Raw genomic sequence first — 18,971 nt, 5'->3', positions numbered from 1 at the left:
CCTTCTCCTCCTAAATATAAGTCTCTAAGTCTTCATATAATTTCACTTGCAGCACCCCGTTTTCGATGTCGATGACGAGGACTTTTTTTCCATAAGAAATGTTGGTGTTCGTGAAGCTGACTGCCGGTTTGGAGATGCGGCCGCTAATATTCTCAATCAGGACTTCACCATATCCATCTGCCGGGATCCCGGTAATGACGGTTCCGATTCTTCCCCGCAAGTCACTCTCTTTGTAGACAAGTGACTCCTCGGCATTCGATAAAGGAATCAATACAAACACATTCAATAAAGTGACAAGAATAAGAGCAATAATGGCTGAAGCTCCAGCAATCAACATGCTGTGAAGACCTGTGAAGATTTCTCCTAAATATCCACCTGCAGAAAAAATCGTCACGAATGAAAAAATCACGGTCGGATTCACAAAAGGAATTCCTTCTGTCAGTCCTTCAAGGGCGTCACCGAAAAATAGATAAAGAATCGTGACCACACCTGAAATTACCAATCCGTATAAATAAATCGTTTCTAATGGCATGCCAAACATCTCCATAATTCTCACCCCTTGCTAAAATTGAAATTGGCACCCTCCCTTATTCCATTTATTTCTTGATATGTAATACGATTGGACTGGAAATAGGTTTCAAAACTTTTAAAAATTTGTAGAATAATAGCTAAATCTTCCCTGAAACCTATAAAAAGCCTGTTCCCTATTAATGGGCACAGGCTTACAATTATAAGGCTCGTTTTTCTAAATCCTTCGCTGTTTTGCTTGTTTCCACTTTCTTTTCGTCCCGGAAAGTTCCAAATAAGTAATCGGCAAAAGGTGTGCTGACACCGTACCAGAAGTTTTCATTCTTAAAGTGATGGAGAATATGGACCTTTTTTACCCAACGTCCGAATCTGGTCTTTGGCTTGATCGGCCGGTGGGCAACATAATGCTTCCACTCATAGACCAGCAGCATCGCCATCAGCCCGGTTCCGAACGCAATAGTCCGACTCACGTTATGGGAAACTAGATAAAAAAGAAATGACAGGACCAAAAAGCCGGGCAAGCTATACCATAATGGCAGAAATAGCAGCTTGAGGTTATTCGGATCGGTGTGATGGTCATAGTGGATCCTTTTCATGAACCTTAGGAATAATGGGTTCTTCGGTGCTTTGATATGAAAGAAGAAGCGATGGGTAAAATATTCGCTAAAAGCGAATGTAATCATTCCTATGATGAAAAATAATACCATGTACCATGTCAGGCCTTTCCATATGGACATCCCGATGCCAGTAAATATTAAAACAATCAAGATACTAATATCGGGAAAAAACAAAAAGTCCTTATATAGCTTCTTCATAACACCGCCCCTTTTTTACCGTTTAAACCATTATAATATTATCTGATTATTCAATCAATATAAAAACAACCTGCGAATCACTCTCCGCAGGCGTCAATCATGTTATTTAACTAGTTCTTTACTGTAAATTTTCTTGATCATTCTGATCTGGCCGCGGTGGTTGATTTCATCTTCAAACACATGAAACCATTTGAAGTAATTGTTGCCGGGCTGGTTCCACCACCAATTGGTCTGCTCAAACAACCATTCATCTGAAAGTGTCTGGAATTTATCATATGTTTCACTTCGGACAGTCTGGAGTTCTTCAAGATAATGCTCTAGCGGAAATCCTTTAAAAGCTGCTTTTCCTTTCTCGCCCAGTTCAAGTCCGGCAGATAAAGTTTGCTCTTCTTCTTTGGTAGGGTCACGCTTTTCAAAGGTAATAATTTGATAGATACGTTCGACGGCAGCCATGTGGCCAAGCAGCATGCCGATGGAATTTGCATCATCATGAATGAGGTAATCCAACTCCTCGATTGATAGCCCCTCAACTTCCTCCAGAGTGGTTTTCCGGGTGTAGTTCATCATCGACACCAAATGGCCGAGTGTAGGAGTGAATCCTTCTTTCTGATCAACCAGAAAAATCGTAGACATATCAAACAATCGTTTTTCCTCCGTTTCTGAAACGTTCTGAGATTAATACTATTCGCCCTTTTCCATGATTATCCTTTAATCTCTTTGGATTTTATTCAATTGTAACGGAGCGATTGAGCTCCTATCAGGATTAGAAGCCCGGCCAAGGCACTGAAGAACGTTTCTATTCCATAAAAAAAACCCAGCTAAAAAATTAGCTGAGGCTGAAAAGTTAGATCGCCAAGTCCGGAGAGTTTGCATCTTCATGGTCCTGGGGAGCGATCAATTCATTATAAAAAGTGGCATTTGCCGTGCTAATGTACGGAGCGAGCCACAAGAACCCAATTCCGAAAGTAAAAATCGCAATGAATGCCCATCCTATAAAGCTAAGATTCAGCAGGAAATATTTCCATTTATACCCCTTCATCCTGATTTTACTTTCTGTGATCGCTTCTAGTGCCGAGAGCTGCGGGTTATCTTTAAGCAGGAAAAACACTTGAGAATAGGAAATTCCTTTGATAATGCCAGGGATAATCAATAATAAAGACCACAGGATGGTAAAAAATCCGACGAGGATCGATGTTCCGATGAGCTTCAGTGATAGCTCCCATTTTTTATAAACGGTAAAGATATCGGAGATTTTCGGATCATTCCACCTGGCAATGACCAGAAAGAACCAGTAACTGGCAACTGTCAGCGGGATAAACAAAAATGAGACAAGAAGATTAAGCATATCTGCAATGAGAGGGGTTTCCGTCTGATTCGCCCAATCTGAGAAACCGCCACTCAATATAACCTCAACAATACTCGGAACGATTGCTGTGATCAAAAAGATAATGAACGTTAAGGCGACTCCAATTCCCCACTTTCCTTTCAATGACGCCAGAGACTTCTTTTTAATTTGTGAAATCGATAAACTCATTTTCTTTCCTCCTATAGTTGTTTGTACCGGCAATACGAAGATACACCATGTATATTTAAAATATGATCAACAAATACATTGAATATTTTATGAAACATTCAATGCGTCCCTAAAATCATCGCTGCAAACACACTTTGTTAGGTTTTCATATTGGTTACATGACTATTATATCGGATAATCTTCCTTACCTTTAAATGACTAATTTTTTTGAAATCTCTTCAAACAAAAAAGACCGCAAAGAGACTCGATGAAAATCGATCTCTCTGCAGTCTGAATCTGCTTTTTGTTCCTATTCTTGCATCAGTTTTTCTTTTTTTCCTGTTCCTTGCTTGCCGCTTTCTCAAGTCTCCTGAATCTCCTTAAATCTGCTGGCCTGATTGGCAATGGTTCTTTTTTCAGGAGCTTAAGGATCGCCAACATCAACAGCAGGAGCAAGACTGTGAATGGAAGTGCGGCAATCAAGGAAGCGGTCTGTAATGCTTCCAGTCCGCCTGCATACAAGAGGACTGCAGAGATCGCCGCCATTAGTGAACCCCAGACGATTTTTGCGAATATTGGCGGGTTCAGACTTCCCGAGGTCGTCATGCTTGCAAGTATATAGGTTGCAGAGTCCGCGGATGTTACCAGGAATGTGAAAATCAAGATAATCGATAATATGGACAGAACAGTCGACATAGGCAAGACTTCAAATGTCTTGAATAAAGCAGAGGTTAAATCCGCATCTACTGCCGCAGCAATACCTGTGTTGTTATTGAGGTCATTCCATAAAGCCGTCCCGCCGAATGCCGCAATCCAAAGGCAGGCAATCAAAGGTGGAATCACCATTACACCAAAGATGTATTCCCGTATTGTTCTCCCCTTTGAAACCCGGGCTACGAATGCCCCGACAAATGGCGACCAGGCAATGGCCCATGCCCAGTAGAAGATTGTCCAGTCCCTTGTCCAAGTTCCTTCCTGGTAAGGCTGCAGCCTGAGGCTGTACTGAATGAAGTTGGCAAAATAATCCCCGATTGCGAGCGTGAAGCTTTCCATAATGAAAACAGTAGGTCCGGCAATCAGAACGAACAATAAGAGAACCAGGGCAATTCCCAGATTAAGATTACTCAACATCGCAATTCCTTTATCAAGCCCTGTGGAAGAAGAAATCATATAGGCAATGAAAATGACTAAAATAATGATCATCTGGATTCCGATAGAATTCTCCGTATCAAATACAGCGTTCAATCCGCCATTCATTTGCAGGACACCAAGCCCGACAGAGGTAGCAATCCCCATGACAGTTGCGACAACTGCAAGCGTATCAATAGTGTTTTTCACTGCAGGCTTTGTGCCTGTAATCGGCTCAAGAGCCGTCGAGACCAAGCCATCTTTTTGTTTCCTGAATTGAAGGAAACCAATTACCAATCCCACAATCGCAAAAACGGACCACTGACTAAGCCCCCAGTGGAAAAAGGAATAACCCATAGCAACTCTTGCTGCACTGCGGGATTCTCCTTCAATGTTTGCAAACGGCGTATTAAAGAAATGGCTCATAGGTTCTGCGATTCCCCAGAACACAAGTCCTGCCCCGAATCCAGCTGAAAAAAGCATGCCGATCCAGGTGAAAAAGGAAAATTCAGGTTTCTCCCCTTCCCCGCCAAGCCGAATGGCTCCATACTTACTAACAGCCAGTCCAATCAGGAATAAAACAATAATGAACACGGCCAGCAAATAGAACCAGCCGAAATTAATCGTGGTAAAACCAAATAACTCACCGGCTACTGAGCCAAACTTTTTTGGCATGACAGCCCCAACTACGACGAACAATAAAATCACCGCAGCTGACACTGTAAAAACAAAGTTCGATAAAATATTCTTGAGCATGTCAGCCTCCAAAAGATCTATGATTTTTCAGTTATGTAATATGAAATTATTAAATTCATAAAAGGGAAACACTTATTTAGCCTGCTGCCATGTAATTATTCTGCAATCTTTTCCCCTTAAATATCCAAAGAGAAACTATTTTTTCACACTTATTCAAAGCCAAAAAACGAACGCTTAGAGACCTAAGCGTTCATCCTTTAAAATGTATTGCTTAAAAACTCACGTGTACGTTCTTCAGTTGGGTTTTCAAAAAATTCTTCAGGGTGACCGACTTCGACGATCCGGCCTCCATGCATGTAGACGACCCAATCAGCCACTTCTCTGGCAAAACCCATTTCATGTGTCACGACAACCATGGTCATCCCTTCTTCTGCAAGCTCTTTCATGGTTGCCAAAACTTCTCCGACCAATTCAGGGTCAAGTGCCGATGTTGGTTCATCAAACAACATGATGTCTGGTTTCATCGCAAGGGCCCTCGCGATTGCTACCCTTTGCTTCTGTCCGCCCGACAGCTTTGATGGATAAACCTTCTCTTTATCAGCCAGTCCGACCTTTGCAAGCAGTTCCTTTGCTTCCTTGATCGCCTGGTCCTTATTGACACCCTTCACATGGACTGGTGCCTCTATAATGTTTTCAATCACGTTTTTGTGAGGAAACAGGTTAAAGTGCTGAAATACCATGCCGATTTTCTGGCGCACTTTATTCAAATCATGGCTATCAGCATTTATTTCCTCGCCTTCAATGATAATTTGGCCATTATCTTTGATTTCCAGGAAATTCAGGCAGCGAAGCAAGGTACTTTTTCCAGATCCGCTTGCACCGATCAGGCAGACTACGTCGCTTTCTTTTACAGTTATATCGACATCCTTCAAAACATGAAGGTCGCCAAATGATTTATTCAATTTCTTAACATTGATCATATCTCGTCCGTCCAAAATAGTTTCCCCCTTAATCACTTACGGATAGTTTTTTCTCAAGCAATCCAACCAGAACAGAAATCAAGTAAACCAGGAATAGATAGTAAACGGCAACAATGAGCAGATAGGTCATATTGTCAAAGTCATTTGCACCTTTTGTTGTCGCTACATTGAATAATTCGTACATTCCTATGAAAGCTGCTAGTGATGAATCCTTGAGGCCAATGATGAATTGATTCCCAAGTGGAGGCAAGGCACGACGGAAAGCCTGCGGAAGGATGATTCTTCTCATAGTAAGCGTCCTGCTCATCCCAAGTGAGCGGCCGGCTTCCATCTGTCCTTTGTCAATGGACTGGATGGTTCCCCTGAAAATCTCGGCGATATAGGCACCATTGTGGAACGCAAGACCGAGGGCTACTGACCAGAATGCAGAAATATTCAGATTGGTCATACCAAAATAGAAGATGAAAATCTGGACAATCAACGGAGTTCCCCTGACCAGATAAATATAGACATCTGCAATCCATTCGAGCACTTTAACTCCTGATATTTTTAAGAAGGCAAAAAATAATCCTATGAAAATAGCAATGAAAATGGAGATTGCTGTAACTTGCAATGTGAGCAGCATGCCTTTGAGGAATATGTCGTACGTGTCAAAAAATACTTCTATAACATGCGATAGACTTGGCAAAATTCATTCAACTCCCTATGGGCTCATTATCGTTCTTCATTTGTTTGCTCATGTTGGCAAACAGCATTTTTAAGCAGAAACGAATGTGCAGTTATACCGCACATTCGCCCCAGGTTGACAACCTATTACTCCGGTTTAGCCGTGATGTCTTCACCGAAATATTTTTCACTGATTTCTTTCAACGTTCCATTTTCTCTTAATGTTTCCAATGCTTCGTTGACTTTTTCCAGTAATTCATCGTTGTCTTTGGCTATGGCAATTGCCTGTTCGCTTCGGCCAAGAAGCTCCTTGCCCTCAATTTTAAGGCCGGCACCCATTGCTTCTTTACCTGTAATAAAGTCCGTTATAACAGCGTCGTGCCTATTATTGGCCAACGCTTCTAAAGCAGTTACGTCACTGTCATAAAGCACAATATTATCTGTCACTTCTTCAGCTGTCTTTGCATATGTGGAACCTTTCGAAACTGCAATTTCCAATCCTTTTAAATCTGAAAGCTTCTCAACATCGCTGTCGGGTCTGACAAAAATCTGCGGACCAGAATAGTAATATGGTGTTGAAAAATCAACAGCCTTCAAACGATCCTCATTGATGGTATGGCTGGCAACAGCAGCATCAAAGCGTCCTGACTTAACCCCTTCAACGATACTGGCAAACTTGAACTTCTTTTGGTTTGGTTCAAGACCGAGTTCCTTTGCGACTGCTTCTGCAACATCGATGTCAAAACCGGTCATCTTGCCGCTTCCATCCGTTACGCTGAACGGCTTAAACTCACCAGATGATGCAAAAGTGAATTTCCCCTTCTCAGCCAGGTCCATGCCGCCTTCGCCTGAAGTTTTTTCATCACTGCCACAAGCAGCCAGGAGACCGATCATGGTCACCATTAGAATGAATAATGTTAAAATTTTCTTCACTGTTTAAAACTCCCCCTCATAATCATTAATTTCTTTAAATATTTATTCTGTTAATCGGTCTTCAAAAACTATGTATGAAAAACCGCAACATTCACCCATAAATTCATATACCCGCTTGTTTCATACAGTAAACTATTATTTTAAAAAACAGTTCTTTCGTACTTTTGGGCAATGAAAATCTAAACATCCAAAAATATGTTTATGAATATAATTGTAACAATCGTGTAATATGCTTTCAAAATTCAAATTATCTGATAATTCTTGAAATCACAGGATAATCCACCTTCTCATGCACTCAGCTTGGTGAGCCTCCCTTTTCCCGCCATATACTCTTCTATGCTCTCGATTCTTCCTCGTCCGACAAGGTGCGCGAAAATATTACATTATACTGGAAAAAGCCAGAACCCTTTGAAAGGGCCTGGCTTCACTCTAAATATTTTTATATAATTATTTGCTTACATGACAAAAGGACTAAAGCTATTAATCTACAATTCTTTCTGGACAAGAATAGACATTGAACGATTTCCCTCTGATAAAACCAACTGCCGTGATATTTAAATCCTTAGCCAGTTTGATTGCCAAATCTGTTGGTGCTGATTTGGAGAGCACGATCCCGACGCCAATCTTCGCAGCCTTCAACAAAACTTCCGAGGAAATACGGCCGCTGAAAACGATGATTTTATTCCTGACTGGCACCCTGTTTAAAATACTATATCCATATAACTTATCAAGTGCATTATGGCGGCCAATATCCGTTCTGACCGCAATCATTTCCTCAGGAGAACAGAGGGCTGCATTATGCACGCCGCCGGTTTCAAGGAAAACCTGTGAATTGTTCTGCATCTGGTTCATAAGTTCGATACTCTGGCCAGCGGTGATTCTTGTTTTGGACATGGACGTCTTTGCTGTCCTCGCATCATTGTGAAAATAAAACTGCCGGCTTTTCCCGCAGCATGAGCCTATAAAACGCTTTGAATAATATTCCTGGTTTGTCGTCATATTCACTTTCAGCATGACGTAAGCATAACCCCTGCTCTCGTCGATACTGAGTGAATGGATGTCATTATAGGATCGGATCACCCCTTCGGATGCCAGGAAGCCGACAACCATTTCCTCAAAATGAGTCGGAGTGCAAACCATTGTTGCGAACTCCATATCATTCACATAAATCGTCAAAGGGAATTCATTCACAATGACATCCTCTACATCCTGGAATTGTCCATCATGATATTTCGTAATCGTATATTTATCACTCATATTTTCCAACATAGTCTTCACCTGAATCTTGAGAATTTGAGAATACTTAAAATCTAAACACAGTATTTTCGATTTCTCAAGAAAAATTTACAACACAACTATAGTGTAAAATTGATTTAGCAGGCCTAAAAGGTGTTGCATCTGCATTTGAGAAGTGATAAAATTTTTTCGAAGTTCACAAATCTGTAACATTTTGATTCGAGATAGCGGCCCTGTCATCGGTTAAGGTGTCACAGAGATGTAAGCGATTAACTGTTGGCCATTGAGTAGCGATACCTGCTTGATTCTAACCGTCAATCTTTCTCACGAGGTCCTGTGCTATTTAGCGCTGGGCCGGAAAGATTGGCGGTTTTCTGTTGGTTAAGAAATTAACGCACTTGTGGACAGACCATGTACATAACGACCGGGAATCATAGTTTTCGAGATTCCGAAAGTTTCACTTTGCCATGAGGCAGACTGAAAAATTAACAAAGTAAAGGGGAAAAAGTATGAAGAAGACGAAAAATCGGTGGCTGATTGCAGCATCTGCAGTGGGCATCCATATTTCCATTGGCTCAGTATATGCCTGGAGTAACTTTACTAATCCATTGATTGAGGAGTTCGGGTGGACTTCAAAGCAAGTGCAATTCACCTTCAGCCTGGCAATCCTGTTCTTAGGATTATCTGCTGCCTTCCTGGGGCATTTCGTTGAGAAGCATGGTCCAAGAAAAGCCGGACTGCTGGCGGCAGGCTTTTTTGGAGCAGGCATCTTAGGTTCAGGGCTTGCTGTTAACCTTGGATCCTTGCCATTATTGTATATTACATATGGTGTATTAGGCGGCATTGGACTTGGAGTAGGTTATATTGCTCCTGTCTCCACATTGGTTAAATGGTTTCCTGACAGACGCGGGCTTGCCACTGGACTTGCGATCATGGGTTTTGGATTCGCGGCCGCCATCAGCAGCCCAATCATGGATTCATTGATTAAGTCTGTTGGAACTGCCAATACTTTTTACATTTTAGGCGCAGCTTATTTTATTATCATGTCATTATCATCTTTGTATCTTGAAAAGCCGCCTGTTGATTGGGTTCCTGAAGGTTTCAAGGAAAAAGCTAAAGCTGGCAAAGTAAAGGTTAAAAAGGACCTTTCACAGCTGACAGCGAATGAAGCCATCAAGACTTCACGCTTTTATTACCTATGGATCATGCTTTTCATCAACGTTACTTGCGGGATTGCCATCCTTTCGGCTGCGAAACCATTAGCAGAAGAAAGTATTGGCCTGACGACCGCTGAAGCTGCAGCACTCGTTGGCATCATGGGGCTTTTCAATGGCTTCGGCCGTATTGCCTGGGCTTCGATTTCTGACTATATCGGACGTCCGAATACGTATACCATTTTCTTTGCGACTCAAATTGTACTATTCATGCTGCTTCCGCATACAAAGGAAGCTTTCCTTTTCCAAGTAATGCTGGCAGTCGTCTATACGATGTATGGCGGAGGTTTTTCAGCAATCCCTGCCTTTATCGGCGACATTTTTGGAACAAAGCAGCTTGGTGCGATTCATGGATATATCCTGACAGCATGGGCAGCGGCCGGCCTGGCTGGCCCAATGTTTGCAGCATGGATGAAGGACACTACAGGAAGCTATGCTTCAAGCCTGACATTCTTCAGTGGACTGTTCGTCGTTGCTCTTGTGGTTTCTATCTTGATTCGCCGTGATATCCAAAAGCTTCGCAACCAAAATGAAGCAAATGAAAGAATGGCTGGTTAATTCTTTTACAAGTATTAGACATTTCTAGAAATGTCTAACTCGAGCGCCTGCCCACTCCTAGCCGCTTCTGTCCGCCCGGAGAAGTCAAAGAAAGACTTAGCTGGGCGACATTTCAGCGCTTGTCGGGGCTGAGCAAGGCGCTTGCGCTTTTCCAATTGCCTCACAGTATGGTAAAATACCAATCATCTTATAACCTGTATGGATGACAGGAGGATAACATGAATAAATACGAGGCAGAGTTCAGCAATTTGGTCCGTTCCTTCCGTAAAAAGCATATGGGTAAAGGCCCCAGTAAAATAACCACTACATTCTGCAAAAAGTGGGCGATATGCGAAATGGAAGGGAATCTATCGCCTGTTGAGAAGTTCATTGCTTCAGCCAATGAAGGCAAGCAGGCACTGCGGGCAGCCAGGACGGAAATGGTAAAAGAAATGTACCGGAAGAATCCTCCGCTGGAAATGGAAGAATTCCTTGGCTGCAAGCTTGTCGAACTTTTTGTAGACATAGATATCGACCGTGATTTCGGAATGTCCATCTTTGTTTTTGAGGATGATATTCAAGCGAAGTTCAACAACTGATTAGGTATGGCACTTGGCAGCGACCCTGCTAAAGACTAACCACCGTTTATTTCCGAAGCATTGTTTCGGAAAACGGTGGTTTTTTTTTGACTTAAAGATTTAAAATGGGAGTGTTTCAAATTGGGAAAAACTAAACATCCAGGACCACAGAAAAAAGCGGCAATGCCTGCACCAGAGCATTGGGTAAGCCCTATACCTTTTGGGCTTGGCAAGGTGAAGCCTAAACATATTAGAGATACGATGAAAACCCTTTGGGACAATAGGGATAACTTCGGATATGCCACAAATATCCTGACTAAAGGTGTATGCGATGGGTGCGCACTTGGTGTGTCCGGCCTTCAGGACCAGACATTGACTGGCCCGCATATTTGTACGACAAGATTGAATGTTTTAAGGCTGAATACTGCCGGTGCCATCAAGCCGGAAATCCTTCACGCAGACATTGACGAACTCAGAAAATATGACAGCACTCAGCTGCGAAAGCTGGGACGGATCCCATATCCAATGATCCGCAGAAAAGGAGAGCGTAAGTTTTCACGCATCACCTGGGATGAAGCCATGGACATGATCGCAGAGAAAATGAAAAAGCTTGACCCGAAACAGTATGCTTTTTACCTGACAAGCCGGGGAATCACAAATGAATCCTACTATGTCGCGGGAAAAGTTTCCCGTTTTCTTGGAACGAATAATATCGACAATGCCAGCAGGATTTGCCACTCCCCTTCGAAAACAGCATTGAAACGTTCAATTGGTGTAGGAGCTTCGACTTCAAATTACCAGGATTGGATTGGCACTGATGTTTTATTATTCTGGGGAAGCGTCGCTTCGAACAGCTCCCCTGTTTCATCGAAGTACATGCTCGAGGCAAAGAAAAAGGGAACGAAAATCATCGTCGTCAACCCATATAAAGAACCTGCAATGGACAAGTACTGGATTCCATCTAATCCTGAATCCGCACTATTTGGCACAAAAATCGCAGATGATTTCTACCAGGTAAATATCGGCGGAGACATCGCCTTCATGCATGGAATCATCAAGCACTGGTTTGAGATGGAGTCAAATAAGTACGGCTCAGCGATCAATCATGAATTTGTGAATGCTCATGTAAATGGCTATGAAGAATTAAAATCAAAGGTTCAGGAACAAGAATGGGAAGATATTGTTGCATCTTCAGGCATCTCCAAAGAACGCATCATCGAATTGGCAGAACTGCTCGCTAACAGCAAGAACGCCGTGTATGCATGGGCTTTAGGCTTAACGATGCATTCATTCGCTACTGACAACATTTCACAAGTGGCTAACCTTGCCCTGCTCCGCGGTCACCTTGGCCGAAAGCATGCAGGGCTGATGCCTTTCCGCGGACACTCATCAGTCCAGGGGAGCGGCGAAATGGGAGCGGATCCTTTTGTTCTGCCAGGCGGGGATTTCTACGGCGACAATATTAAGCGCATCGAAAAACTATGGGGATTTGACCTTCCTGAATGGCAAGGTGACATTGTCGGAGTTACTCTTGAAAACATCCTGCTCCCTGAGGACCACGAACGAAAAATCAAGATGTACTACTTATCGGGCGGCAATTTCCTTGAAACGATGCCAGACCCGAATTTTGTGGAAAAAGCATTATCCGATTTGGAAATCCGTGTCCACCAGGATATCATCTTAAATACTTCTACTCTTGTAGATGCGAAAGAAGCCGTCCTAGTCCTACCTGCCAAAACACGTTATGAGCAGGAAGGAGGCGGAACGTCCACTTCTACTGAACGAATGGTTTACTTCAGTCCCGAAATTGAGGGCAACAAAAACCAGGTTGAAGAAGCTCGTGCAGAATGGAAAATTTACATTGATTTAGCAAAGCGAGTCAAGCCTGAGACAGCCCACCTGGTGGACTTCAAAGATGCTCAGGAAATCCGGAATGAAATCGCCCTGGCGAATCCTAATTATGACGGAATCCAACACCTGAAAAAAGCGGGAGACGTTTTCCAATGGGGCGGCGCCTGGTTATGTGAGGATGGCATCTGCCCTACTTCGGATGGCAGAGGGAACCTGATCTCAGTTGACATCCCAGAACTAGGCAAAAAGGAAGGACAATTCATCGTCACCTCCCGCCGGGGAAAACAGTTCAATTCAATGGTCTATAATGAAGTCGATCCTCTTAACGGTGCTGGGCGCTATGATGTCCTTATGAATGCTGAGGATGCACAGGACCTTAGCATCGCTGAAGGTGAAGGAATAGTTCTGTATAATGGCTTTGGTGTTTTCCAGGGAAGGGCGAAATTCGTTGACATTTCCCGTGGTAATGTCCAAGTCCACTTCCCGGAAGGAAACTTCCTGCTGCCAAGAGGCCGTTATGAGAAGTATGCCGGCATTCCAGACTACAATATTACAGTCACACTGGAAAAAGCTGACCGCTTCAACGCTCGCAAAGATGTGGAACACTATGAGAAGCGGGTTGAAGAAGACGAACTTGATGCACCAGCTTAAAACGGCTTAAAAAAGATAACAGCCTGCAGCGATCAAAGCTTGCAGGCTGTTTTATATTGAAGAAAGTTATTTTACATTTTATCAGCTTACTCTACCAAGGGTCCCCACTAAAGGACACAATCATGCTTCATTGAAGGCCAAATTCAACCTCCTAAAACCACCTAAAACCTCTGCGCCTTTCTTCATGTCCCCCTTCAGAACTGCTTTCATCTTTCCTATGATGCTCATCATCCATTTTCCGTTCTATCCTTCTTCTAGGACCAAAAAAATCTAAAGGGTGTCTCCTTTCCTCATGGTGTTCTCTTGACCTATCGTGAACGATTTTTACATCTTTGGCATGGATGGTGAGATGATCGACGTGGATCTCCTTGCCTGCTTTTTTTCCGGACATAATTTCGCCTCCTGTATTTTTGTTCAGTATTATCCTATTCTTACTCCCAGAAAGGGGTATAGGCGGAATTGTTTTATATTTCCATTCACTGACAATAATAAGGATGATATGTCATATTTTTCAGTTTCCAGGTTCGTTTATGATCATATCGCCCGGGTATAACTTGTACATCGACAATTCAAAATACAAAGAAGGAGGTTCTGACTTCATGTTCGGCTTTTCAGATTTTATAGGTTTTCTATTTGCCCTTCTATTGATATATCCTATCGTTTCACTCGTCCATGAATTAGGCCATTCCTTCTTCGCATGGCTGTTTGGCGGCAAATTCAGTTTTTCACTTGGAAGAGGAAGACAAATTTTTAAAAAAGGCCCATTCATCTTAAATAGCATGTATTTTTTAGATGCCTTTTGTGAATATGAACAATTAAAATGGAATAACCGGCTCACCCACTTTCTTGTACATGCCGGAGGAGTTATTTTTAATCTCGGATCCGTACTAGTATTAAACCTGCTCATTTCACAAAACATACTTGAACCTCACACGATTTTTGTCCGCTATTCCTATTTCTCTGTCTGGCTTGCGACTTTTTCATTGGTGCCAGTTGATTATGGAAACGAAAATTACAGTGATGGACTGTCCATTTATCAGGTCATTCGTCATAAAAAATGGCCAAAATTAACCGGGTAAGTTAAAATTAAGCAACTATGATCATTGCAGGTGCTTTTTTAACCAATAAAACAAGAGGCATTCCTGACTACAGGGATGCCTCATCTTCTTGAGTGGTCGATTTTCCTACAGTTAGTTCAAGGATATAAACTAAAGGCTTGTTCAGCTTTATTTCGATTAGCTTTATGTACTTAGATCAATCTCAATGATTTTCCTTTAAGACTGTCGATAAATCTGCATGGTCTTACCTCCTATCTCATATGATGGTGAAAAGGAGGACAGTCCATGTTCATTTTCAATGCTTTTGTATTTTTCACTCTTTCAGCTGCTTTACTTGTATCCATTATATTGATTCGCCGCAACAGGGTGAGGTTGTCTGGCATGAGCGGGATGATTATCTCAATGTACATAGGAATGAATATAGGGTTAACATCCGGCATTCTGCTTGGAACTGTTTATCGTGGCGACCTTTTTATTTCCACTGTACTTTCAATGTTGATTGGAGCTGCCAGTGGGTGCATTTTAGGAGTTTTTTTCAATACTATCTCCTCAATCGAGGGACTTATGTCCGGTATTATGGGCGGCATGATGGGGGCTATGCTAGGTGAAATGCTTTTACCTGAAAAGTCACATATCATGATTAATATTTTTTTAACGATTACACTTTCTGCTTTATTCCTTTTTAAAATCCTGCTAGCTAATTCCTCAACGATTAATTCATTAAAGGATATTATCAAACCAGCAATCTTTTTTGTTTTGCTCGCAGTTTATCTGTTATCAGGCAGTCTATTAGGATTCCAATGGGTTGCCGATCTTCAGCCTGCACAGGATCCACCTCATCACATGAAGCATCCGTGAAATGAAACTAAAACGCCAAGCCAGTTAGTTTTCCATTACATAGATATTGATTCACAAAACCCTGCAAAACGGATACTAAGATTGTCGCCCGTTAATCTCAGCATTTTATATATAAGAAAGTGCGCTCAGGGACCACCCAAGCGCTTATTTATTCATGACCTAATCAATATTGAAAGAATATTTTTCGCAAAAGCAGCCGATCCAGCAGTTCTAGAGCTTGACTTAATCCTATTCAATAAGCCCGGTCCGTATCCTTAATAACCCTTAATGCCTTACTCACTGATTGGTACATCAATTAATACAATTCCTTCCTGGGAAGAAATTTCATGTGCAAGAAGATTGTCAAGCTCAATAAGGTTATTCACCCTAACACCCTTGACCCCAAAGCTACCTGCCAGTTGAACAAAATTTGGATTGCTGAAATTCACACCATAACTGTGGCCAAACTGCTTTTCCATCATCTGTTTTTCAATCTTCAGCATCGAATCATTCAGACAAATGATCACAAAAGCTAACCCTAATCTTTTTGCTGTTTCGATTTCCGCCACGTTCATCAGGAGTCCTCCGTCTCCTGTTATACATATTACATTTTTATTTGGCGCAGCCAATTTTGCCCCTATTGATCCTGGCAACGCGATTCCCATGGATGCAAGTCCATTTGAAATGATTAATTGCCCTGGCCTATCAGGTTGGAAGTGACGTGCTATTTTCATTTTGTGTTCGCCAACATCAGATAATATGATGGTGTTTTCGTCAGTGTGCTTTTCGATTATATGGAGAATATTTCTGGTCGTTAGTGGCTGTTTACTTATCGTTTCTTCATTCCAGGAGACTTGACTTTCTTGCAAAATCCTCTCTTTAAGACTATTGGCGGGGACCCATTCTTTAGAAACAATTTCCCGATTTTTTAATAGCTTAAAGATTTGATTCAACTCACCGGTTAATTGACTGCGAACTGGATAATATTCATCATACTCTGCTTCTTGAGAATGAATATGCACAACCGGAACTTTGTTTTTATTCCAGTTTTTCGGGAGGCTTTCAATCAGATCGAAACCTATCACAATCAGTAAGTCTGCCTCCGCTATTCCCTCTGGTACTAAATCATGGTCTTTGAATCCAAAGGTAAAGTAGTTAAGAGGATGATTTTTTGGTAAGACCCCTTTGGACATAAAGCTGTTTGCCACTGGTACTTTAAGCAGTTCAGCAAAGCTTTGGAATGCTTCGCTAGCTCCTTGCCTAATTACGCCGTTTCCAATCAGGATAAAAGGTTTTTGACACTTTTTAAGAACTGCTTCTGTTTCATTAATTTCCTCCATCGATGGGACGACACTTGGTGCAGTTCTTTTAGGCATAGCTTTTCTGGAAATTGTCTCTGAAGCCAGGTTCTCTGGTAACTCTACCAGCACTGCTCCAGGCTTTTCACTTGCTGCTCTTCGAAAAGCGTTATGGATAATTTCTGGGACCGTGTCTGATTGTTTAATTTGAACGGACCATTTCGTTGCTGGTTCAAAGATTTTTACTATATCAATAAATTGATGAGACTGTTTATGCTGTCTTTCCATTCCGGCTTGTCCAGTTATCGCTACAACAGGTGACCCATCCAATGTGGCACTTGCAACTCCTGTTAATAAATTTGTGGCACCAGGGCCCAGGGTAGCCAGGCAAACTCCAGGTTTCCCCGCTACCCTTCCATATACATCTGCCATAAATGCTGCGCCTTGCTCGTGGCGAACAGGAACATATTGGATTTCTGTTGATCTGGACAACGAGTCTGCTAGATCTAATACTTCCTTGCCGAATATCCCAAATACGTACCTTACTCCTTCTGTTTCTAAACATTGAACAAGCAAATCAGAAGTTTTCATCATTTCCCTCCAAAAAAATGTACTAATTTAATGGTTTCCTTTGATAACTGATTCATTCAGGGGAAATGATAAATTTTCAAAAACTAAAAAGCAGTATATAAGTCATTCATCACAGCTTTGCGGAGAAAACCGAAAATGCTGATGAATTTTTTCTGATTTCTCGTTCATAATGGTTCACACTCAATTCACTCACAGAAAAGCTTATATAGGCCACCTGCATTTATAAAATAATGAAATGGAATGAGGAAAAGCCCCAGCCAAACAAATTTCTCATATGCGCTTAACTTACCTGGTTCTGCTGCTTTATAGCTGAGAAAAGCCTTAACCTAATCCATGACCCTATTCTGGTACTGTTAGAGGATTCCTGACCATATTCTTATAAAAGAAAACAATAAGCTGAGGTGAATATTTACTTGGAAAAAGTTAAGGTAAGTTTACGTCCAGTTGTAAGCAAGATCAATTTACCCACCGTTATGAAAACAGCCCTTTTACCGGGAGACTCAATTGAAAGATTATTTATTGCAACCCAAATAGGAGAAATTTTTTATATAGGTAACGGAGACATTAAAACTTTTTTAGATATTCGACCGCAAGTCCTTAAACTTGGTGATCAAGGTGGTGGATACGATGAACGGGGATTATTAGGGCTTGCATTTCATCCCCAGTTTTATTACAACGGTCTATTCTATCTTCATTATTCAGTAGCTGGGTCACAAGGGCAAGGTGCACTTCCTGATACTTCTATGCCTGACCCTTGTGACCCAAACACCCTAAATCGAAAATGGGTTAATAGAGAAGTTCAATTTGATCATATAGATACAGTAGAAGAATGGATTCTTCAAACGAATGGACAGCCTCAAAAAAGACGAACATTGCTGAACTTAAGAAGGCCCTTTTTTAATCATAATGGTGTCAATAGCTTAAACTTTTCACCTGAAACAGGAAAACTGGTTTTAACAACAGGAGATGGCGGTTTAGGATATGATCCATTTAATTTGAGTCAGGATGATATGGAAATCGCCGGTAAAATAATTGAAATTGATGTAGTTAAAAATACATCTTTCAATAATCTACTCGTAGTTACTCGTTTTCCTGAACTGCCTGCACCAATCCAGGAAATACTAACGGTGATTGCCAAAGGAGTTCGCAATATACCAGGGATATCATTTCAAAGGAATTACAATCATTATATTAAATATGTGGGTAATGTCGGACAGGATTTGGCAGAATCGATTTTTTCATTCATTCATTATAGACCGATACCGGTCCCTGAACTTGTAATGAACTCCAGGACCACTCAGGAAATGTATATTAACTTTGGCTGGCGTGGCTGGGAAGGTGCTTTTCCTACTTCGATTATGAATGTCTGCTCTGCTAATTCGAATTCGGATAAGAAAACCATTGTTTATTACGATGAAGCAATTGAAACATCAGTTAGGCGGATCCAGCCATTAACTAGTTATTATCATAAAGATCCACGACCAGATAAGTTTGGCGGCACTGCCCTTACAGGAGTCCATCCATATATGGGAAAAGGGATACCGGCTTTAACGGGAAGCGTTTTGTTTACGGATTTAGCCCGCAAGGATGAATCGGCCACTTCAGTTAAAGGAGTATTAGCTTATACTAGGGTAAGGCCAGACTGTAAACTAAATGATTATAGTATTATTGAAACTGACTACAATTTTAGAACTGAATCTGCCTATTATGTTAGTTTGGGAGCGAATCTGGACCAAACCAGATTATTTTTGGGGGTTTATGGCTCGATGAAAGTGACTGACTTTAACCAGGGTACAATTTTTGAAATCATTCCTTGAATCTTGAACCCTTTCTGATTTCTGAGGGCTTTATCTGCCAGGCA

17 protein-coding genes are annotated in these 18,971 nt (G+C 41.7%); 6 read left to right on the top strand and 11 right to left on the bottom strand.

The window, feature by feature from the left end:
• Window positions 1-10 precede the first annotated feature (10 nt).
• The 9 genes from J7E38_RS04660 to fdhD all read right to left on the bottom strand — a co-directional run bounded on the left by J7E38_RS04660 (window position 11) and on the right by fdhD (window position 8,528).
• Window positions 11-547 carry an NfeD family membrane protein gene (locus J7E38_RS04660; protein WP_214704828.1) on the bottom strand — a complete coding sequence of 179 codons (537 nt, stop codon included), beginning with the start codon at window positions 545-547 and terminating at the stop codon, window positions 11-13.
• 181 nt (window positions 548-728) lie between these two features.
• A complete protein-coding gene (locus tag J7E38_RS04655) occupies window positions 729-1,343 on the bottom strand; it encodes a sterol desaturase family protein (RefSeq protein WP_214704829.1) in 615 nt (204 codons plus the stop codon).
• Between the two features lie 102 nt (window positions 1,344-1,445).
• The gene (locus J7E38_RS04650; protein ID WP_251030218.1) at window positions 1,446-1,976 is read right to left on the bottom strand and encodes a DinB family protein; all 531 of its coding nucleotides are present in this window, start codon (window positions 1,974-1,976) and stop codon (window positions 1,446-1,448) included.
• A gap of 211 nt (window positions 1,977-2,187) precedes the next feature.
• Window positions 2,188-2,877 carry a DUF975 family protein gene (locus tag J7E38_RS04645; protein WP_214704831.1) on the bottom strand — a complete coding sequence of 230 codons (690 nt, stop codon included), beginning with the start codon at window positions 2,875-2,877 and terminating at the stop codon, window positions 2,188-2,190.
• Window positions 2,878-3,177: 300 nt separating this feature from the next.
• The gene (locus tag J7E38_RS04640) at window positions 3,178-4,740 is read right to left on the bottom strand and encodes a BCCT family transporter (RefSeq protein WP_214704832.1); all 1,563 of its coding nucleotides are present in this window, start codon (window positions 4,738-4,740) and stop codon (window positions 3,178-3,180) included.
• A 197-nt stretch (window positions 4,741-4,937) separates the two neighbouring features.
• Window positions 4,938-5,660: an amino acid ABC transporter ATP-binding protein gene (locus tag J7E38_RS04635; RefSeq protein WP_214705015.1), complete on the bottom strand. Its 723-nt coding sequence runs from the start codon at window positions 5,658-5,660 to the stop codon at window positions 4,938-4,940.
• A gap of 28 nt (window positions 5,661-5,688) precedes the next feature.
• The gene (locus J7E38_RS04630; RefSeq protein ID WP_214704833.1) at window positions 5,689-6,348 is read right to left on the bottom strand and encodes an amino acid ABC transporter permease; all 660 of its coding nucleotides are present in this window, start codon (window positions 6,346-6,348) and stop codon (window positions 5,689-5,691) included.
• Between the two features lie 125 nt (window positions 6,349-6,473).
• Window positions 6,474-7,229: a transporter substrate-binding domain-containing protein gene (locus tag J7E38_RS04625; protein ID WP_251030217.1), complete on the bottom strand. Its 756-nt coding sequence runs from the start codon at window positions 7,227-7,229 to the stop codon at window positions 6,474-6,476.
• A 510-nt stretch (window positions 7,230-7,739) separates the two neighbouring features.
• Window positions 7,740-8,528 carry a formate dehydrogenase accessory sulfurtransferase FdhD gene (fdhD, locus tag J7E38_RS04620; RefSeq protein WP_214704835.1) on the bottom strand — a complete coding sequence of 263 codons (789 nt, stop codon included), beginning with the start codon at window positions 8,526-8,528 and terminating at the stop codon, window positions 7,740-7,742.
• 476 nt (window positions 8,529-9,004) lie between these two features.
• Between fdhD and J7E38_RS04615 the strand changes: the two genes are divergently transcribed.
• From J7E38_RS04615 to J7E38_RS04605, 3 genes are all read left to right on the top strand, one after another.
• The gene (locus tag J7E38_RS04615) at window positions 9,005-10,267 is read left to right on the top strand and encodes an L-lactate MFS transporter (RefSeq protein WP_214704836.1); all 1,263 of its coding nucleotides are present in this window, start codon (window positions 9,005-9,007) and stop codon (window positions 10,265-10,267) included.
• Between the two features lie 218 nt (window positions 10,268-10,485).
• Window positions 10,486-10,845 carry a Na-translocating system protein MpsC family protein gene (locus J7E38_RS04610; protein WP_214704837.1) on the top strand — a complete coding sequence of 120 codons (360 nt, stop codon included), beginning with the start codon at window positions 10,486-10,488 and terminating at the stop codon, window positions 10,843-10,845.
• 120 nt (window positions 10,846-10,965) lie between these two features.
• Window positions 10,966-13,326 (top strand): FdhF/YdeP family oxidoreductase, encoded by a 2,361-nt coding sequence (locus J7E38_RS04605; protein ID WP_214704838.1) that lies wholly within the window; start codon window positions 10,966-10,968, stop codon window positions 13,324-13,326.
• A gap of 151 nt (window positions 13,327-13,477) precedes the next feature.
• Here the strand turns inward: J7E38_RS04605 and J7E38_RS04600 are convergent, their stop codons facing one another.
• On the bottom strand, window positions 13,478-13,717 hold the full coding sequence (locus tag J7E38_RS04600; protein ID WP_214704839.1) for a hypothetical protein: 240 nt from the start codon (window positions 13,715-13,717) through the stop codon (window positions 13,478-13,480).
• A 208-nt stretch (window positions 13,718-13,925) separates the two neighbouring features.
• On the opposite strand from J7E38_RS04600, the gene J7E38_RS04595 reads away from it, so the two are divergent.
• Window positions 13,926-14,405 carry a hypothetical protein gene (locus J7E38_RS04595; protein WP_214704840.1) on the top strand — a complete coding sequence of 160 codons (480 nt, stop codon included), beginning with the start codon at window positions 13,926-13,928 and terminating at the stop codon, window positions 14,403-14,405.
• A gap of 264 nt (window positions 14,406-14,669) precedes the next feature.
• Window positions 14,670-15,242, top strand: coding sequence for a hypothetical protein (locus J7E38_RS04590; RefSeq protein WP_214704841.1), 573 nt, complete (start codon window positions 14,670-14,672; stop codon window positions 15,240-15,242).
• A gap of 272 nt (window positions 15,243-15,514) precedes the next feature.
• On the opposite strand, the gene J7E38_RS04585 is transcribed toward J7E38_RS04590, so the two are convergent.
• On the bottom strand, window positions 15,515-17,110 hold the full coding sequence (locus J7E38_RS04585; RefSeq protein WP_214704842.1) for an acetolactate synthase large subunit: 1,596 nt from the start codon (window positions 17,108-17,110) through the stop codon (window positions 15,515-15,517).
• Window positions 17,111-17,523: 413 nt separating this feature from the next.
• Here J7E38_RS04585 and J7E38_RS04580 point away from each other — a divergent pair, with 413 nt between their 5' ends.
• Window positions 17,524-18,927, top strand: a complete 1,404-nt coding sequence (locus tag J7E38_RS04580; protein WP_214704843.1) for a PQQ-dependent sugar dehydrogenase — start codon at window positions 17,524-17,526, stop codon at window positions 18,925-18,927.
• Window positions 18,928-18,971: the final 44 nt, after the last annotated feature.

The organism is Bacillus sp. ISL-35, from assembly GCF_018613355.1.
Taxonomy (GTDB): domain Bacteria; phylum Bacillota; class Bacilli; order Bacillales; family Cytobacillaceae; genus Mesobacillus.
This window is presented reverse-complemented; position numbering and strand designations above follow the sequence as displayed.